Origin of the sequence: Pseudomonas sp. KB_12 (assembly GCF_052114545.1) — a bacterium.
Lineage (GTDB): Bacteria > Pseudomonadota > Gammaproteobacteria > Pseudomonadales > Pseudomonadaceae > Aquipseudomonas > Aquipseudomonas brassicacearum.
In genome coordinates this window covers 1-18,600 of the sequence record NZ_JBFREY010000046.1, presented here as the reverse complement: position 1 = coordinate 18,600, position 18,600 = coordinate 1, and the positions used below count along the sequence as shown (strand labels likewise).

The 18,600-nt window shown below is 62.1% G+C and carries 16 protein-coding genes and 1 pseudogene; 10 read left to right on the top strand and 7 right to left on the bottom strand.

Features of this window, described 5'->3' with window-relative positions; genetic code table 11:
* Window positions 1-298: 298 nt before the first annotated feature.
* Window positions 299-1,573 (bottom strand): glucarate dehydratase family protein, encoded by a 1,275-nt coding sequence (locus AB4Z20_RS25605; protein WP_442090898.1) that lies wholly within the window; start codon window positions 1,571-1,573, stop codon window positions 299-301.
* Window positions 1,570-2,985 (bottom strand): MFS transporter, encoded by a 1,416-nt coding sequence (locus AB4Z20_RS25600; RefSeq protein ID WP_442090896.1) that lies wholly within the window; start codon window positions 2,983-2,985, stop codon window positions 1,570-1,572. Before AB4Z20_RS25600 ends, AB4Z20_RS25605 begins: the two co-directional genes overlap by 4 nt.
* A 90-nt stretch (window positions 2,986-3,075) precedes the next feature.
* Between AB4Z20_RS25600 and AB4Z20_RS25595 the strand changes: the two are divergent.
* A pseudogene (locus AB4Z20_RS25595) lies at window positions 3,076-3,972 on the top strand (LysR substrate-binding domain-containing protein).
* A 118-nt stretch (window positions 3,973-4,090) separates the two neighbouring features.
* On the opposite strand, the gene AB4Z20_RS25590 reads toward AB4Z20_RS25595, so the two are convergent.
* The gene (locus AB4Z20_RS25590) at window positions 4,091-4,453 is read right to left on the bottom strand and encodes a DUF6124 family protein (RefSeq protein WP_258688272.1); all 363 of its coding nucleotides are present in this window, start codon (window positions 4,451-4,453) and stop codon (window positions 4,091-4,093) included.
* Window positions 4,454-5,471: 1,018 nt separating this feature from the next.
* Between AB4Z20_RS25590 and AB4Z20_RS25585 the strand changes: the two genes are divergently transcribed.
* Window positions 5,472-5,906, top strand: coding sequence for a nuclear transport factor 2 family protein (locus AB4Z20_RS25585; RefSeq protein ID WP_053119603.1), 435 nt, complete (start codon window positions 5,472-5,474; stop codon window positions 5,904-5,906).
* A 227-nt stretch (window positions 5,907-6,133) separates the two neighbouring features.
* On the opposite strand, the gene AB4Z20_RS25580 is transcribed toward AB4Z20_RS25585, so the two are convergent.
* Window positions 6,134-7,057 carry a LysR family transcriptional regulator gene (locus AB4Z20_RS25580; protein WP_442090894.1) on the bottom strand — a complete coding sequence of 308 codons (924 nt, stop codon included), beginning with the start codon at window positions 7,055-7,057 and terminating at the stop codon, window positions 6,134-6,136.
* A gap of 129 nt (window positions 7,058-7,186) precedes the next feature.
* Between AB4Z20_RS25580 and AB4Z20_RS25575 the strand changes: the two genes are divergently transcribed.
* Window positions 7,187-7,393, top strand: a complete 207-nt coding sequence (locus tag AB4Z20_RS25575; protein ID WP_003202537.1) for a tautomerase family protein — start codon at window positions 7,187-7,189, stop codon at window positions 7,391-7,393.
* 316 nt (window positions 7,394-7,709) lie between these two features.
* Window positions 7,710-8,444, top strand: a complete 735-nt coding sequence (locus AB4Z20_RS25570; protein ID WP_442090892.1) for an SDR family NAD(P)-dependent oxidoreductase — start codon at window positions 7,710-7,712, stop codon at window positions 8,442-8,444.
* Between the two features lie 53 nt (window positions 8,445-8,497).
* Here the strand turns inward: AB4Z20_RS25570 and AB4Z20_RS25565 are convergent, their stop codons facing one another.
* The gene (locus AB4Z20_RS25565; RefSeq protein ID WP_442090890.1) at window positions 8,498-10,645 is read right to left on the bottom strand and encodes a TonB-dependent siderophore receptor; all 2,148 of its coding nucleotides are present in this window, start codon (window positions 10,643-10,645) and stop codon (window positions 8,498-8,500) included.
* Window positions 10,646-10,902: 257 nt separating this feature from the next.
* Window positions 10,903-12,294: an aminotransferase-like domain-containing protein gene (locus AB4Z20_RS25560; protein WP_442090889.1), complete on the bottom strand. Its 1,392-nt coding sequence runs from the start codon at window positions 12,292-12,294 to the stop codon at window positions 10,903-10,905.
* A 137-nt stretch (window positions 12,295-12,431) separates the two neighbouring features.
* Between AB4Z20_RS25560 and AB4Z20_RS25555 the strand changes: the two genes are divergently transcribed.
* From AB4Z20_RS25555 to AB4Z20_RS25530, 6 genes are all read left to right on the top strand, one after another.
* Window positions 12,432-13,598, top strand: a complete 1,167-nt coding sequence (locus AB4Z20_RS25555) for an MFS transporter (RefSeq protein ID WP_442090887.1) — start codon at window positions 12,432-12,434, stop codon at window positions 13,596-13,598.
* A gap of 208 nt (window positions 13,599-13,806) precedes the next feature.
* On the top strand, window positions 13,807-14,478 hold the full coding sequence (locus tag AB4Z20_RS25550; protein ID WP_230148840.1) for a GntR family transcriptional regulator: 672 nt from the start codon (window positions 13,807-13,809) through the stop codon (window positions 14,476-14,478).
* A gap of 112 nt (window positions 14,479-14,590) precedes the next feature.
* Window positions 14,591-15,523, top strand: a complete 933-nt coding sequence (locus AB4Z20_RS25545) for a 4-hydroxyproline epimerase (protein ID WP_253475476.1) — start codon at window positions 14,591-14,593, stop codon at window positions 15,521-15,523.
* Entirely contained in the window at window positions 15,520-16,635 is a 1,116-nt protein-coding gene (locus AB4Z20_RS25540) for an NAD(P)/FAD-dependent oxidoreductase (RefSeq protein WP_442090884.1), read from the top strand. Before AB4Z20_RS25545 ends, AB4Z20_RS25540 begins: the two co-directional genes overlap by 4 nt.
* A 227-nt stretch (window positions 16,636-16,862) precedes the next feature.
* Window positions 16,863-17,099, top strand: coding sequence for a 2Fe-2S iron-sulfur cluster-binding protein (locus AB4Z20_RS25535; protein ID WP_003202550.1), 237 nt, complete (start codon window positions 16,863-16,865; stop codon window positions 17,097-17,099).
* On the top strand, window positions 17,096-18,352 hold the full coding sequence (locus AB4Z20_RS25530) for an FAD-dependent oxidoreductase (protein WP_442090882.1): 1,257 nt from the start codon (window positions 17,096-17,098) through the stop codon (window positions 18,350-18,352). The genes AB4Z20_RS25535 and AB4Z20_RS25530 overlap by 4 nt, the downstream gene beginning before the upstream one ends.
* A gap of 140 nt (window positions 18,353-18,492) precedes the next feature.
* Here the strand turns inward: AB4Z20_RS25530 and AB4Z20_RS25525 are convergent.
* On the bottom strand, window positions 18,493-18,600 hold a 108-nt coding region (locus AB4Z20_RS25525), incomplete at its 5' end, for an IS3 family transposase (RefSeq protein WP_442090910.1).

The window sequence follows — 18,600 nt, the reverse complement described above, 5'->3', positions numbered from 1 at the left end:
GCCTTGGAGGCAATTGGCGGATGCTTTGGCAGCGCCGACCCGGCGCGGCAGTTTGGGTGTAAGACGGCGAGGCTGGCGGGTGCGGTACTTTGGGTGTGGGCCGCAGGGCGGCCTGGGAGGATCAACCCATTGGGCAGTCATAGGGAGTTGGCTGGTTTGGGGCTGCTGCGCAGCCCAGCGGGAGCAAGCTCCCTCGCCACAGGGGTCGCACCCACACTCAAAATTGAAGTCAAATCCAGCTTTTGTGGCGAGGGAGCTTGCTCCCGCTGGCCTGCGCAGCAGGCCCCTCGCCTTCGGCTCAGAACCGCGGTTTGACGGTCTTCCAGTCCGGCCGGTAGCGCTGCATCTGGCGCACATCGTCGCGCTGGCGGATGCCGCAGCTGAGGAACTGCTCATGCAGCTTACCCAGTTGATCCCGGTCCAGTTCCAAGCCCAGGCCCGGCGCGCGGGTGATCTTCACGCAGCCGTCGACAATCGGCAGCTTGCCGCCCTTGATCACTTCTTCATCCGGTTCCTGCCAGGGGTAATGGGTGTCGCAGGCGTAGTCCAGGTTCGGCACCGCTGCCGCCACGTGGGCCATGGCCATGAGGCTGATGCCCAGGTGCGAGTTCGAATGCATCGACACGCCCAGGCCAAAGGTGCTGCACATTTTCGCCAAGGCCTGGGTGTCGCGCAGGCCGCCCCAGTAATGGTGGTCGGCCAACACAATCTGCACGCTGTCCAGCGCCACGCTGCGGCGAAACTCATCGAAATCGGTGACCACCATATTGGTCGCCAGCGGCAGCCCCGTGCGCCTGTGCAGCTCGGCCATGCCCGCAAGCCCCGGCGTCGGGTCTTCGTAATACTGCAGGTCATCCCCCAGCAGCTCGGCCATGCGAATCGAGGTTTCCAGGGACCAGTTGCCATTGGGATCGATGCGCAACGGGTAACCGGGAAACGCCCGTTTCAGCGCCTTGATGCAGGCGACTTCATGCTCCGGATCGAGGGCTCCGGCCTTGAGCTTGATGCTCTTGAATCCATAGTCCTGGATCATCCGCCGAGCCTGGGCAACTATCTGTTGTTCGTCGAGCGCCTCGCCCCAACTGTCGGGCGGGTACGGCGAATCGATGTGCTGGGCGTACTTGAAAAACAGATAGGCGCTGAACGGAATCTCGTCGCGAATCGCGCCGCCCAGCAGGTCCACCAGCGGCACGTTCAGGTAATGGGCCTGCAAATCCAGGCAAGCCACTTCGAACGCCGAATAGGCATTGCTCACCGCCTTGCTCGCGTGGGAACCCGGCGCCAGTTCGGCACCGGCAACGCTGACCGGTTTCTGCGCGGCGACGGTCGCCTGGACGATGGCCCGCAACTGGTTGAGGTTGAACGGATCCAGGCCGATCAACTGGCTCTGCAACTGCTGCTGGATCGCCAGGGCCGGCGCATCGCCGTAGCTCTCGCCGAGGCCGATGTAACCGTTGTCGCTCTCGATCTCGATGATCGAGCGCAACGCGAACGGCTCATGGATGCCGCTGGCGTTGAGCAAAGGTGGATCGCGAAAAGCGATGGGGGTGACGGTGACGCGTTTGATCTTCATACAGCGGCTCCCGATGGGCCAGGTTTCAAGGCTTGAGAGGTTTGCGACTGATCGGCTTGGACAACGGTTTCGGGGCGGCCGGACCGTGAGTTCGGGGTGTCGCGCTTCGGTGCGGTGCGGGCGAAAAAAATCACCACGGCGGCGACCAGCGAAGTGGCGGCCAACCCATACAGGCCGCCCTCGATGGAGCCGGTGGTCTGCTCCAGGAAACCGAAGGCCGTCGGCGCGACAAAACCGCCGAGGTTACCGATGGAGTTGATCAAGGCGATCACCGCCGCCGCGATGCGTGCATCCAGGTAGCCTTGGGGAATCGGCCAGAACAACGCCGACGCTGCCTTGAAACCAATGGCCGCAAAACAGATCGCCACGAAGGCAAAGATCGGCCCGCCCGTGGTGGACATGAACATGCCGAACGCAGCGACCACCAGCGTCACTGCGACCCAGGCCTGCTGGAATTTCCATTTGCCGGCCAGGGCGGCAAAGCCGTACATCGCGATGATGGAAATGATCCATGGAATGGAGTTGAGCAAACCGACCTGGAAGTCCCCCAGGTTGCCCATTTTCTTGATCATGCTCGGTAGCCAGAACGTGGCACCGTAGATGGTCAGGGCAATGGAAAAGTAGATGAAACAGAACAGCGCGATCTGCCGGTCGGCCAGCAATTTGAACATCGACGGCTTGATCACCTGGGCCGCTTCCCGGGTCCGTTGCTCTTCGGCGATGGCGGCGATCAATACGCTTTTCTCTTCAGTGCTCAGCCATTTCGCCTGGCTCGGATGCGACTGCAGCCAGAACCAGACAAACCCGCACAGCACGATGGAGGCGAAACCTTCGATCAGGAACATCCACTGCCAGCCATGCAGGCCCATCCCGCTGACGTTCAACAAGGCGCCGGACACCGGGCCGGAAATCACCGAGGCGATGGCCGAGCCGCTGAGGAAAATTGCCATCGCCTTGCCGCGCTCGTTGGCGGGTAGCCATTGGGTGAAGTAGTAGATGATGCCGGGAAAGAACCCCGCCTCCGCCGCGCCGAGGATGAAGCGCAGCACATAGAAACTGGTCTCCCCGCGCACAAAAGCCATGGCCATGGCCGCCGCGCCCCAGGTGAACATGATGCGCGTCAGCCAGGCCCGCGCGCCGTAGCGTTGCAAGAGCATGTTGGACGGCACTTCAAACAGCGCGTAGCCGACGAAGAACAGCCCGGCACCGAGCCCGTAGGCGGCGGCGCCGATGCCCAGGTCGGTTTCCAGGTGGCTGCGTACGAAGCCGATGTTTACCCGATCGATGTAGTTGACGATGAACATCACCACCACCAACGGCAAGACATGACGTTTGACCTTGGCCGCCGCGAGCGCCAGGGTGCTGTCATGGGTGGAGTCCGTTACGTTATTCAAGGGGTGCCTCCCGATCATTATTTTTGTGGGGAACGGGACGATGATGGACGCGGTGGATTGTTCCCGTCTAATCTAACTTGGCACTTGATTGATACCTGGATTGAATCAATGTTTGAACTGGCCCAGCTGCGCTGCTTCACCACCGTGGCGACCGAACTCAACTTTCGTCGTGCCGCCGAACGCCTGAACATGACCCAGCCGCCGCTGAGCCGGCAGATCCAATTGCTGGAGCACCACCTGGGCGTCGAGCTGTTCACCCGCAGCACCCGCAGCGTGGCGCTCACGGCCGCCGGCCGGGCGTTTTTCATCGAAGCGCAGAACTTGCTGCAACAGGCGCAACAAGCCGCCGAAGCCGCCAAACGTTTTGCCAAGGGTGACATCGGCTCGGTCACCATCAGCTTCGTCGGCAGCGCGGTATACGAGTTCCTGCCCAAGGTGATTGCCGAGGCCCGGCTGAAACAGCCCCAGGTCAAAATCGTCCTGGCGGAGATGAACACCTACCAGCAGCATGAAGCCCTGCGCGCTCGGCGCATCGACCTGGGCATCGTCCGCTCGCCACTGCTGGAGACCGGCTACGCCACCTAATGCCTGGTGCGCGAACCCTTCGTGCTGGCGGTGCCCGCCGGGCATCCGCTGGCCAGCGCCGAAGCCGTCAGCGTGCAGGATCTGGACGCCCAACCGTTCCTCATGTACTCCCACGCCGCCTACCCGCCCTTCAACGAACTGCTCACCGGCATGCTGCGCTCGGCCCGGGTCGCGCCGCAATTCGTACAATGGCTGGGGTCGTCGCTGACGATCCTGGCACTGGTCAACGCCGGCATGGGCCTGGCGCTGGTACCGCGTTGCGCCAGCAGCGTGGTGTTCAAGCAGGTGGTGTTTCGCGAGATCGACCTGGGCGAAGGGGTGCAAAGCGAATTGCACCTGGTGTGGCGCGAGGACAACGACAACCCGGCGTTCACCATGTTGCTGGAAGGGATTCGGGGGGCGGTTCGGGAAGGGTTGTGAAGGCGGAACAACAAGGCCCATGCGGCTGGCAGTGCCTGACGGAACCCAACGGTCACCGAGCTTCGTGGACCTAGGTTGTGAGGGCGCTCGCTGCGCCCCCCACAACACTACCTGGCGACTACCCAGGCTTGTAGTTATCCAGTACTCGATTGACCGCTAGCTCACCCAACATGATGACCCGTTGCAGCACCAGCATCGTTTGGCGTCTTGGGCCGTCCGTCAAATCGGTGAGGTCGCTGACCATCACGCTGGCGGATGCCAAGGATTCGCACGCCTCAACGAGTAACGTTTCGTCATCCACCGCTGCGTCGATGGTGAAGATCGTGCTGGGCTTGCGGGGCTGTATCTGCGTTTTCGTTGCCCCGGGGTTCAAGTAGTGCTTGAGCGCGCGGTCTGCCGCCTCTTTCAACTTTTCAGGGTCGAGAGAGTCGCCGTAGAGTACCGAGTCGATATCCGGGGGGTTGGGAGTTACTTTGAACATAAATGACAATTCCTACATTGGAGCTGCAACCGTTCTCGACTAAAAGAAGGGTGGCGGCTGTACGCAGGTTAGTCGACCGGTAGGAATTGGTAAAACCCGGCGCGCCCGAGGGCGCCCTGCGCACAACCACCATTTAGTGCAGGAATATAAATGACCTGACTGAACGATGCTCAAGCACCTTACCAAACCTGATGGGCGACTAAACCCGACCACTGATGGGCAGTGGCAGGTAAACGATAGAGGCCAGGGGCAAAGCGCACAAGCCAGCGGATTCTGACGCATGCGTAAGTAAGGACGCAAGGTCTCGTAGCCTTTGGGGCGTTATGTGGAATGTATTTAAACGTGTCGCGTTGGATATGTTTAGGGAAATTAAACATGGCGACTTTTCTTCGTTATTTCTTGGGGCTGTATTGGTGTAAATACAGTGTCTTATGGGACGCTTTGGCCTCATCGATATTAAACGAGGCCATTCCGTAGATAATACGTTGGCGGATACTTTGGGGAGTTTTCCTACAGCTGACCGGCTATAACTTGTTGCGTTATCAAATGGCACCTTGCCCGATATTGACCTGCGGTTCCTCATAGACCGATTGGACTTTGATCGTTCCCACGCTCTGCGTGGGAATGCATCCCGTGACGCTCTGCGTCACCTTCCAGAAGCGGAACGCGGAGCGTCCCTGGCGACATTCCCACGCAGGAGCGTGGGAACGATCGATATGTATTTTCAGCCTTAAAAATCACATGGTTGCAATTTGTTCCATGAGAGCTTGCTCCCGCTGGGCTGTAGGAGCTGACGAGTGCAACGAGGCTGCGATCTTTCCTCTGTCCATTGAGTCCAAAGCGAAAGATCAAGATCAAAAGATCGCAGCCTTCGGCAGCTCCTACCGCAGCCCAGCGCGAGCTTGCTTCCTCGCCACATTGTCAGCGCCCTATTCCAGTCCTCCTCGACAAGTTGTACGATGACCGACGAGCAAGCATCGCTCGCGTTCCTGATACCTACAACAACAAGGAAATCCCCATGAAAAAAGCGACATTGGTCATCAGCTTCTTGTGCCTGTTCAGCGGCTACGCAGCGGCCGCCGCTACATCGCCCGAGCAGGAGGTGGCCCAGGCGGTCGATCATTTGACCCAAGCCATGCTGCACAAAGACATCCCACAACTTCAGGCACTGGCCGCCGAGAACCTGACCTATGGTCACTCCAGCGGCAACATCCAGGACAAGAAGGCCTTCATCGCCGACATCGAAACGGGCAAGAGCGCGTTCAAGACCCTGGAAATGCAGAACCAGAAAATCACCTTGTCGGGTGATGTGGCGCTGGTGCGCAACCACTTCTCGGCCCAGGCGCTCAAGGGCACTGAGGTGGTGCCGACGGAAATCGAGAACTTCCAGATCTGGCAGAAGCAGAAGAATGGCAAATGGCTGCTGATCGGTCGTCAGGCGTTTCGGTTCTGACCTGAAAATCTACATGGGCGCCGCTATTTGACTGAACCGCTGGGATTCAATGTGGCGAGGGGATTTATCCCCGCTGGACAGTAGGAGCTGACGAGTGCAACGAGGCTGCGATCTTGTCCCAGATAATTGAGTCGAGAGCGAAAGATCAAGATCAAAAGATCGCAGGCTTCGCCAGCTCCTACAGCGCCAAGCGGGGATAAATCCCCTCGCCACAGATCACAATCACCTCAAATCGCGGCCCACTGCTCCCGGTACTGCAGCAGGAAATCCACAAAAGCGCGCACCCGCTGCGGCACGTACCTGCCGTGGGGATACAGCAAGGTAAACGGACGTGAGCGCCCCGCGAAAGGCGCAAGCACCTCCACCAACTGCCCGTTGGCCAGCTCCTGTTCCACGATGAATTTGTAAGTCTGGAACAAGCCCGCGCCATGCTTGGCCAGTGTCACGCCGCCGAGCACATCGTCCGAACAGCAATAGCCTCCTTCGCCGAACACTTCCTTTTCCTTGCCCTCGACATTGAACAACCAGGAAATCCGTCGCCCGCTGCTGGGCAATTCGAACTGGATGCACTCGTGGTCGTCCAGGTCTTCAAGGACCTGCGGCGTGCCGGCCTTGCGCAGATAATCCGGGGACGCGACTACCACCAGGTTTGCGTCTTCCAGCAGCCGGGCGATCATCGACGAGTCTGGCTGGGCCCGCACCCGGATGGCGAGGTCATAACCTTCGGCAACGAAATCGATGTTTCGATTGCTCAGGTGCAAGTCCACGCTGACTTGCGGGTACAGCGCCCGGAAGGCCGGCAGCAAGGGCAGGATGCGGTGATGACCGTAGGTGGTGGGCAGGCTGATGCGCAGTTGCCCGGACGGCACCGATTGCGCGCCCATCATTTCCTGTTGCGCCTCGACCAGTTGCGTCAACGCCTGCCGACATTGCTCGAAATAGGTCTTGCCGGCTTCGGTCAGGCGGATGCTGCGGGTAGTGCGCACGAAAAGCCGTGAGCCCAGGCGCTCTTCCAGGCGAAAGATCGAGCGGCTCACCGCCGCCGGGGTAACCCCTGCCAACTGCGCCGCTGCGGTGAAACTGCCCGCCTCCGCCGCCAGGCAGAACAGTTCTATGCTGCCCAACTGCAGGTCTTCGAAATGACGCTTCATGATTCATTACACCGCGTATCAACTGAAGTTTCCAAAGGCCTGTTTATCAGTCTGCAGCGTATAAATACAGTGGCCCCCTCAACGGCGCGGGAATCTTCCTGCGCATTTTCTCAGCAGCAGGAGTGCAACATGCCTTTCGTCAATGTGCGAATTACCCGAGACGGCGTCACCCGTGAACAGAAAGCCCAGGTGATTTCCGAAATCACCGAAACCCTCCAGCGCGTGCTGGGCAAGGACCCGCATTTGACCCACATCGTGATCGAGGAAGTCGACACGGATAACTGGGGGTATGCGGGGATGACGACGACGCAGTATCGAAGTCTTCCGAAGGAATAACCCTCCACCCTTCCGAGCCCGGTCCAACTGACCGGGCTTTTTTCTGCCTGCTAACCGGACAGCCTGACAATCCTGTGGGAGCGAGCTTGCTCGCGATGGCGGTGTATCAGTCAACATCAATACCGACTGACCTGGCGCCATCGCGAGCAAGCTCGCTCCCACAGGGGGTTATGTGTTGCCCTTGCCATTGATTACATGACGTATCAACTCAAGTACCAGCAGCCTTATTTATCAAACCCTGGCGCACCAATACCCTGAGCTCAACCACCGCCAACACAGGCGCACCGGTTCAACTCAATGTGATCAGGAGTCAATCATGAGTCTCAAAAAAACCGTCATCATCACCGGCGCTTCCAGCGGTATCGGACTGGGTCTGGTCAAGGCGTTCCTGGGTCGGGGTTATAACGTGGTGGGCAATGCCCGCTCCCCGTCCGGCCTGGAGGCTGCTGCCGCCGACCTCGGCCACCCGGCCGGTTTCATCGGCGTGGCCGGCGACATCGCGGACCCGGCCACTTCAACCGCCCTCATCACTCAAGCCGTCGAGGCGTTTGGCGCCGTTGAAGGGCTGGTGAACAACGCCGGTTTCTTCCTGCCAAAACCCTTCGTCGAATACAGCCCCCAAGACCTGGACGCGCTACTGGACACCAACCTCAAGGGTCTGGTCTACGCCAGCCAGGCCGCTGCCGCGCACATGATCGGGCGCCAGCAAGGCTTCATCATCAACATTTCGGCCGCCGTGGCCCTGCAACCGAACATCCAGGTGCCGGCAGCGCTGCCGGTGTTGATCAAGGGCGGCGTCAACCAGATGACCCGCGCCCTGGCCCTGGAACTGTCGCCCCACAACATCAAGGTCAACGCGGTCGCCCCCGGCATCATCGACACGCCGATGCACGACCCGGCGCACCGTGCATTCCTCGACAACCTGGCTCCGGCCGGTCGTGTGGGCACCGTCGAGGAAATCGCCGAGGCCGTGTTGTACCTGGCGGGCGCCGATTTCACGACGGGCGCGATACTGCCGGTGGACGGCGGGATGAGCACAGGCAAGTGGTAATAAAAGAAAAACCCCGAAGGCAGAACCTTCGGGGTTTTCATGAAGCACGGAACTCAGAGCGTGTAGGAGATGCCGGCCTGCACGGTTCGCGGGGCGCCTGGGTAGGCATAGACGCCACCGAATGCACCCTCTTCGTAGTCGGCGTCAAACAGGTTCTTCAGGTCCAGGTTGAGGCGAATCCGCTCGTTGACCTTGTAGTAACCGAGCAGGTCCACGACGGTGTAGCTGTCCATGGTAAAGGTGCTGGCCGCGGTATTGCCGGCCCGCTCATCGATGTACTTGGCGCCCAGGCCCAGGCCGAGACCTTTGAGGCCACCGTCCTGGAACTCGTAGACGTTCAACAGGCTGAAGGAGTTCTTGGGCACGTTGAGCAAGCGGGTGCCGGACGGGATATTGATGTCCTTGGTCACTTCGGCATCCACATACGCGTAGCCACCGATCACGCGCCATTCTGGCGTCAAATTGCCCGCCACGTTCAAGTCAAAGCCACGGCTGCGCACTTCCCCGGCAGCCACGTTGAAGGTGGAATCAAGTGGATCGGGCGTGAGGACGTTGCGCTTTTCAATCTGGTAGATCGCTGCGTCGACACTCAACTGGCGATCCAGCGCTTCCCACTTGACGCCCATTTCGTAGGACTTGCCCTCTTCCGGCTTGAACCCCTCACCCTGCCCCTGGCGACTCGCTCCGGTGTTGGGTTTGAACGAGCGCGCGGTGTTGGCGTAGAGCGCAACGGTATCGGTCAGATCGTAGATCACCCCCAGGCGTGGGGTGACGGCATTTTCAGTCTTGTCCCAGTTACGGCTACCGGGCCGAGCCTGAGGGACGAAGGATTCGTACTCATGCTCGAAATGCTCGAAACGCGCCCCTGCCAACACCTTCAGGCGCTCAGTCAACGCCACCTGATCCTGGACGAACACACCAAACGTCTTGAGGTTTTCCTGGTCATCGGTGGGCGTGCGCGTCAATGCCGGGCGTGGCTGGCCATGCACCGGGTCGAAGATATCGATCGGGTAGGCACCGGCGGCGCCGGAGGAACGCTGGATGATGGACTGGTAGTCGTAGTCCTCATACTCGATGCCTGTCAGCAACGTGTGCTCGAAGCCGCCAGTGGAAAAATGCCCGGTGAGGTTGAGCTGGGTGTCGTGGTCGGTCCACTCCAGCTTGCGGTAGTTGAAGTTGCGACTCAGGGTACGCCCATCGGCGCCGATGCTGTTGCCCTCCACGGCATTGCCCTGCAAGGTGCCGTCGAGCCATTGGGTACCGCCGGCCAGGGTCCAGTCGTCGTTGAGCATGTGCTCGAAACGCACCTGCAGCATGTTGTTGTCGTTGTGCAACTTGCCGGCGTCTTTTTCGCCGAAGAACGTATCGCGCGACGCGGTGCCGCGCTGCCCGGCGTAATGGGTCAGGCCACGGTCCAGCGGCGCGTTGTTGCGCATGAAATCGCCTTCGAAGGTCAGGCGCGTGGTGTCGTTGACCTGCCAGCTCACCACTGGCGCGATGCCGTAGCGCTCGGTCTCGACGTGGTCGCGGAACGTATCGCCGCCCTCGCCGATCACGTTCAGGCGATAAGCCAGGCGCCCTTCTTCGTCCAATGGACCGGAGGCGTCCAGCGTACCGCGACGCATCCCCTGGTCGCTGACCTGGCTGCCCAGGGTCACTGTGCGCTCGGCCAACGGCTGCTTGGACACCACGTTGAAGGTACCGCCCGGGTCGCCACGGCCATAAAGCATGGTGGCCGGGCCGCGCAGGACTTCCAGCCGCTCGATGGTGTTGGCGTCCGGCATGTTCGGGTAGCCACGGTTGATCGGGAAACCGTTGCGGTAGAACTCCCCGGTGGTGAAGCCGCGGACGGTGAAGGTGGTCAGGCCCTGACCGCCGAAGTTGTTGCCCCGGCCTACGCCGCCAGCGTAGTCGAGGGCGTCTTGCAGGCGCGTGGCGCCGAGGTCTTCGACCACGTCGCGAGACACCACGGAAATCGATTGCGGGGTTTCATGGATCGCCGTGTCGGTACGGGTGGCGCTGGCCGAACGGGTGGCGTGATAGCCCTTCACCGGGCCTTGTGCTGATTCATAGTCGGCGTTACCGACGATATCCGTGGCTTGCAACTCAAGGGAGGCCGGCTTGGCAGGGATTGGCTCTTCGGCCCAGGTGGGAATGGAATAAGCCTGGAGCACACACAGTGAAACGAGAATCCGACGCATCGATGCACAATCCTAATGGAAACAAGCCACCCACATCGGGAGGCTGACAAAAATGTGTCGCGAAAGATACAGTAACTCATTGTCGTTTGATATCTATTCCCATTAACACTGGCGTTTTTTGTGACCGGTCAGTCCGTCATCGCGAGCAAGCTCGCTCCCACAGGGGGCCCGGGGCCAACCACAAGGTTTGTACCCACTGAAGATCCAATGTGGGAGCGAGCTTGCTCGCGATGGCGCCAGAACAATCCCCCCATACCCTATTGACCCGCCGCAATCGACTCCTGCTCCACCCGCTGGAAGAACACCTGCGCACGATGATCCTGGGTATAAGCCACGTTCAACCGCAACCAATCGCAGGCCTCGCCCTGGGGCAGGAACGTCGAGCCTTGGGACAGTTGGATTTGCAGCTCCCGGGCGATCTGCTGCACCCGTTGTGCCGCCAGCCACCGCGGCCGGGCCCAGACGAACAGGCCCCCCATTGGCTCGGCAAATACCTCCCAGTGGGCCGGGTCCAGTTGGCGCAGGGTACTTGCCATCTGCTTGTTCAGGCGCTGGCGCAAGCGCTGGATCAGCTTGCGATAAGCACCGTTGGCCAGCAACGTCGCCACCACGTTTTCCGCCAGCAGCGAACAACCGATGCCGGTAATCATCTTGACTTCGGCCAGGCGCTGGATGATCTCGGGATGGGCGACCACATAACCGATGCGCAACGAACTGGACAGCGTCTTGGAAAAACTCGCCAGGTAGATCACCCGGTCCAGGGCATCCAGGGAGGCCAGGCGTGAGGTCGGACCGTTCTGGAAATCGGCGTAGATGTCGTCCTCGATGAGGCGAAAGTCATGGGCGGTTGCCAGTTGCAGCAGACGATAGGCCACGCTCGGCGCCAGGCTGGTGCCGGTGGGGTTGTGGTACATGCTGTTGATGAAGAAATACGCGGGTTTATGCTCGCCGAGAAGCTGTTCCAGGCGGGCGATGTCCGGGCCTTGCGCGGTTCTCGACACCGCCACGGTCTTGACCCCATGCAGCTTCAGCAGATTGAACAGGTTGTAGTAGCCGGGGCTTTCCACCAGCACCAGGTCACCGGGCTTGAGCAAGGTTCGCACCAGCAGGTCGAGGCCCTGGCTGGCGCCTTGGGTGGTGATGATTTGCGCCGGGTCGACATGAATATCGATCAGGCCCAGGCGCTTTTGAAGGTGCAGGCGCAGATGAGGCGAGCCCAACGGGGTGCTGTAGTTGAACAACGCGTGGTTGTCGCTGCGCACCACTTGGCGGATCGCCTGGCCCAGGTCGGTGTCGTCGCGCCAGGCATCGGGCAGCCAGCCACACCCCAGCTTGAGCTGCGTCGATTCATTGTCGAACAACCGCCACCGCGCGTTATCCGTTTCGGGCTCCGGCTCCACAGGTCGGGCCAACTGCTGCGCGACAAAAAAACCCGCGCCATGTCGAGACTCCAGCACCCCACTGGCAACCAGTTGGTCATAGGCCTTGATCACGCTCGACAGGCTCAGGCTGTTCTCACGGGCCAATTGGCGAATGGACGGCATGCGCGCGCCGGGGCGAATGCCATGGGCGTCGATCCAGCCCGTGAGGTGCGTCACGAGCTGCCGGATCACAGGCTCGGCCACGTTGCGATCAATCTTCAGGTCCACGGCGGGCACTCTTGGCTAAGTGTTCTCTATTTTTGAGCGAACAGTTAAGCACAAATGGCCGGCGTCTGTTCCTTGTTTGCGCTGTGCCCGGCAGTGATAGTCCCCGGGACTTCATGCACACCCTTTAAGGAACACCCTTGAACCCACAGCATCGACATTCCTGGGGACTGGCTTTCGGCCTTTGCCTGATCACCCTCGCGGTCAACCTGCAGGCGCCGCTGTACACCACCTATGCACAGTTGTCCGGCTACGGGGCCGGCGCCACGGCGGTGGCGTTTTCCGGTTATGTGCTGGGTGTGTTGCCGGTCCTGCTGGCGTTCGGCGGGCTGGCCGACCGGGTGGGACGCAAGCCGTTGATCCTGGTCGCGCTCGGGCTGTCGATGCTGGCGACGCTGGTGACACTGCTCTGGCCGAACCTGGTGGCGCTGGGCGTGGCGCGCCTGATGATGGGGGTCGGCACAGGGCTGGCCTCGGCCACATCAACCGCCTATATGGCCGAGCTCATGGCAACCCGCGATCCCCGCTCGCCGGCCAACCGGGTCACCGCCAGCACTTCCCTGGGCTTTGGCCTGGGCGCGGCGTTGACCAGTCTGTTCCTGTTCGTCCATCACAGCGCCACGCCCGGCAGCTTCTGGTTGCAGCTGATGTTGGCTGCCATCGCGATCGTCGTGGTCTGGCGGTTACCGGACCCGGCGCTGAAAATCAAAGACGCACCGTTGCTGCGCCTGCCGTTGTTTCCCGCCGGCAGCCTGCCCTACAGTTTTTCCATGCTGTTGGCCTGGGCGACCTCGGGCCTGGTCATCGCCATATTGCCGTCAGTGCTGGCGACCCACGACTTGCAGCGTTGGTCTGGCCTGTCGACCTTCACGGTCATCAGTTGCGGCCTGCTCTTCCAGCCCTGGGTTCGGCGCATGCAACCGGCCAGGGCCACGGGCTTGGGCTTGTTGATCCTGCCTGCGAGCTACGCGTTGCTGGCCTGGGGCGCGAGCACCGGCTCCCTGCTCGCCGTGTTGCTCGGAGCACTGGGCGCCAGCAGCGCTTGCTACGGTTTCCTGTACCTGGGCGGGTTGTCAGCCGTCACGGCCATGGCCGGTACGGAAAAGGCCCGGGTCAGCGCCGGATTCTTCCTGTTCGCCTATGTCGGGTTCAGCATCCCGGTGGTGGTGACCGGGTTGCTGGCTGACGCTTTCGGCGCTGATGTGGCGTTGATCGTGTTCGGCCTGGCGCTGCTGGCCGGGGCGTCTGTTACCGGATGGCGCATCGTCCGGACGCAGGCTTATGTGACCCACCTGTCCCACGGCTGAACTGCCAGGTTGTTGGAACTGTGCAAGAGCTGTGTAGGAGCTGTCGAGCGAAGCGAGGCTGCGATCTTTCCACTGCCCATTGAGTCGAGAGCGAAAGATCAGGATCAAAAGATCGCAGGCTTCGCCAGCTCCTACAAAACCTCTCCGGAACACCGCGCTCGGCAAAGTCGTATACCATATCCCCACCTAAGCCGAACGACCCGCCGCCGTGACTTTATCCAAGTTCAACCTGCCTGACCTGGGCAACACCCCTTCCACCTCGGAAATCATCACCCGCCACCTGCGCGATGCCATCGTGGCCGGGCATTTTGCCGAGGACGAGCCGATTCGCCAGGATGATATCGCCCGGCAGTTCAACGTCAGCAAGATCCCCGTGCGCGAAGCCCTCAAGCGTCTGGAGGCCGAGGGCCTGGTGATGTTCCAGCGCAATCGCGGGGCGATGGTGACGCGCATTTCCGAGGCGGAGCTGGCGCAGATGTTCGAGGTGCGGATGCTGCTGGAAGACAAAGTGCTGCGCCTGGCGATTCCCAACATGACCGAAGCCACCTTCGCCCGTGCCGAAAGCATCTGCCGGGAGTTCATCGGTGAAGACGACGTCGGCCGCTGGGCGGAACTGAACTGGCAACTGCATGCCTGCCTCTACGAACCGGCGCAACGGCCCTTCATGGTGGGCTTGATCCGCTCGGTCCACGACAAGCTGGAGCGCTACTTGCGCATGCAAATGAGCCTTTCGGCGGGCAAGGAGCGCGCCGATCACGAGCACCGGGAAATCATCAAGGCCTGCCGCGCCGGTGACGTCGAGCGCGCGGTGATGCTGCTGGACGAGCACATCGCCGGGGTCTGCGAGACCTTGTTCAAGTTCCTGCCTTCCAGCCATTGATGGGCCTGCACTGTGCCGATTTCGTCATCGGCGACAGGTAAAACCATCAAGCCGTCGCCCCCTGGCGCGGGCCACGCTTGCCGTCACTCATCTGAACGGACGTGGCCCTCCCATGAAACGCATCACCGTGATCGACTCCCATACCGGCGGCGAACCGACTCGACTGGTCACCGACGGTTTTCCTGACCTGGGCCAGGGCAGCATGGCCGAGCGCAAGCAACGCCTGGCCACGGAACACGACGCCTGGCGCAGCGCCTGCGTGCTCGAACCGCGGGGAAGCGATGTGCTGGTGGGGGCGCTGCTTTGTGAGCCGGTGGACCCCAGCGCCTGTGCCGGCGTGATCTTTTTCAATAACAGCGGCTACCTGGGCATGTGCGGCCACGGCACCATCGGCCTGGTGGCGTCACTGGCCCACCTGGGCAGGATCGGCCCCGGCGTACACAGCATCGAAACCCCGGTAGGCACGGTACAGGCAACCTTGCACGAGGACCGCTCGGTGAGCGTGCGCAACGTGCCGGCCTACCGTTACCGCAATGCCCTGGCCCTGGAGGTGCCCGGCATCGGCCCGGTGGTGGGCGACGTGGCCTGGGGCGGCAATTGGTTTTTCCTGGTCGCCGAACATGGCCAACGCGTGGCCGGCGATAACCTCGACGCGTTGACCGCCTACACCTACGCCGTACAGCAAGCCTTGGAGCAGCAAGGTTTTCGCGGCGAGGACGGCGGCCTGATCGACCACATCGAACTGTTTGCCGACGACCCGCAAGCCGACAGCCGCAACTTCGTGCTCTGCCCGGGCAAGGCCTATGACCGCTCCCCGTGTGGCACCGGCACCAGCGCCAAACTGGCGTGCCTGGCGGCCGATGGAAAGCTGCAACCCGGGCAGATCTGGCGCCAGGCCAGTGTCATTGGCAGCGAGTTCGAGGGCTCCTACGAGCGCTCGGGCGAGCGCATCGTGCCGACCATTCGCGGTCGCGCCTACATCAGCGCCGAAACCACACTGATCATCGAAGCGGATGACCCGTTCGCCTGGGGCATTCGTCCGTGAGCGAGGGCCATGTCGCCGACGTGATCATCATTGGCGCGGGCATCATCGGTGCGGCCTGCGCCCAGGCGCTGGCCCGACGCAACGTCAACGTGTTGGTGCTGGACGCCGGTTGGCACGGCGCCACGGCGGCCGGCATGGGGCACCTGCTGGTGCTCGATGACAACCCGGCGGAACTGGCCCTCAGTCAATATTCCCTGCAACGCTGGCGCGAGCTGGCCCCCGCCCTGCCCGACGGCTGCGCCTGGCGCAACAACGGCACCTTGTGGCTGGCGGCCAATGCCGAAGAAATGGCGGTGGCCCATAGCAAATACCTGAACCTGCTGGCCCATGGCGAAGCCTGTGAACTGATCGGCCACGCCGCGCTGCATCAGCGTGAACCCGAGCTGCGCTCAGGGCTGGAAGGCGGACTGCTGATCAAGGGCGACGGCATCCTCTACGCCCCGGCGGCCGCTCGCTGGATGCTGGACGCGCCCAACATTCGTCAGCAACGGGCGCAGGTCAGCGAAGTCGACGGTCATCGCGTGCGCCTCGACGACGGTCGCTGGTTGAGCGCCGAAGCGGTGGTCCTCGCCAATGGCATCCAGGCCACTGAATTGTGCCCGGAACTGCCGATCGTGCCGAAGAAGGGCCACCTGCTGATCACCGACCGCTACCCCGCCACCGTCACCCACACCCTGGTGGAACTGGGCTACGTCACCAGCGCCCATAACGCCAGCGGACCGTCGGTGGCGTGCAATATCCAACCACGCCCGACCGGACAATTGTTCATCGGCGCCTCGCGGCAGTTCGGCACGCTTGACCCGCAGGTGGAAGGCTGGATGCTGGCGAAGATGCTCAAGCGCGCCGTCGAATACCTGCCAGGATTGGCGCGTCTGAACGGCATCAGGGCCTGGACCGGTTTTCGCGCAGCAAGCCCCGACGGCTTGCCCCTGGTGGGCCAACATCCACAGCGCCAGGGGCTGTGGCTGGCGGTGGGTCACGAAGGCCTGGGCGTCACAACAGCGCCGGCAACGGCCGACCTGCTCGTCGCGCAACTGTTCGACGAAACCCCACCACTGGCCGCGCAGCCTTACCTGCCGCAGCGTTTCCTCGGAGAACCGGCCCATGCCTGAAGCCCGACGCCCTTCCCCTGTGGCGAGGGAGCAAGCTCGCGCTGGGCACCGTAGGAGCTGCCGAAGGCTGCGATCTTTTGATCTTTCGCTTGAGATTCGAGCTATCAGGGAAAAGATCGCAGCCTCGCTCCGCTCGGCAGCTCCTACAGGCCCGGCGCGAGCTTGCTCCCTCGCCACAGGTTCTGGGTGTGCCCAAGGCATCCGCTTAGCCAAGGAGGATTGTCCCCATGCCTGACTTGTTTTTGGACGGCCGCCCACTCTCAGTCGCCAACGGCACCAGCGTCGCAGCGGCATTGGCGTTGGGCGCGGATGGTTGCAGTCGCACCTCGGTCAGCGGCCAGCGCCGTGCGCCGTTGTGCGGCATGGGTATCTGCCAGGAGTGCCGGGTGCTGATCGACGGTCGTCGACGCCTGGCCTGCCAGACCCTGTGCCACGACGGCATGCAGGTGCAGACCCGGCCATGAACGAAACCACCGACCTGCTGATCATCGGCGCCGGCCCCGCTGGCATGGCCGCCGCCCTCGCCGCCGCCAGCAGCGGCGCGCGTATCGTGCTGCTGGACGACAACCCGCTGCCCGGTGGGCAGATCTGGCGCGACGGCCCCCAGGCCAACCTGCCCAGCGCCGCCCGACGCCTGCGCGAGCAACTGCACACCTGCGCCAACGTACGTTGCCATGCCGGCACCCGTGTGATCGCCTGCGCGGCGGATAAAACCTTGCTGGTGGAAGATGCCGAGCGCGGCTGGCAGATCAGCTATGAGCGCTTGATTCTCTGCACCGGTGCCCGCGAACGGCTGCTGCCGTTTCCCGGCTGGACACTGCCCGGCGTGACCGGTGCTGGCGGCTTGCAGGCGCTGATCAAGGGTGGCTTGCCGGTGCGCGGCGAACGGCTGGTCATCGCCGGCAGCGGCCCCTTGCTGCTGGCCAGCGCCGCCACGGCAAAGCATCAAGGTGCACAAGTGCTGCGCATCGCCGAGCAGGCCCGGCGCGGCGCCGTCGCCGGTTTCGCCGCACAACTGCCGCGCTGGCCGGGGAAGTTTTTCCAATCGTTCAGCCTGTTCGACCGGCACTACCGCACCGACACCCACGTGGTGGAAGCGCTCGGTCGGGAACGGCTGGAGGGCGTGCGCCTGCATCAGCAAGGCAAGACGATTGAATTGGCCTGCGACCGGCTCGCCTGTGGTTTCGGGCTCATTCCCAATACCCAATTAGGCCAGGCCCTGGGTTGCGCGGTTGAAGACCAGGCGCTTGCGGTTGACGCCTGGCAAGCGACCACTCGCCATGAACATTACGCGGCAGGCGAATGCACCGGTTTTGGCGGCAGCGAACTGGCGCTGGTGGAAGGCGCCATCGCCGGCCATGCCGCCGTCGGCAATAGCGCAGCTGCCAAGCAGCTGTGGTCGCGCCGCGCACGTTGGCAGGGTTTCGCCGGGGCCTTGAACAAGGCCTTCGCCCTCGATCCACGGCTCAAGACCCTGGCCACGGCGGACACCCTGGTCTGCCGCTGCGAAGACGTGCCCTATAGAGAACTGGTCGGCCACGAAAACTGGCGCGAAGCAAAACTGGCAAGCCGCTGCGGCATGGGCGCCTGCCAGGGCCGAGTGTGCGGCGCCGCCCTGGAACACCTGTTCGGCTGGACACCGCCCACACCCCGCCCACCTTTCAGCCCGGCGCGGATCGAAACCTTGCTGAACCTGGAAGAAACCCCACCCACCTGAACCCGACACACATCCCACTCTGACCTGTACTCACCACAAATCCCCTGTGGGAGCTGAGCTTGCTCGCGATAGCGGTGGGTCAGTTGGTAGAGATGCTGCCTGAGGTGGTCAACTTTTTCCGGACACCTCAATCGGTGTTTTCAGGCTGTTTGCCGCTCGTACTGATTGGGCGGCAAATAGTCTAACGATGAATGCATTCGTCGTTCATTGTAGAACCGCACAATGTAATCCGTGACGTCCTTGATTGC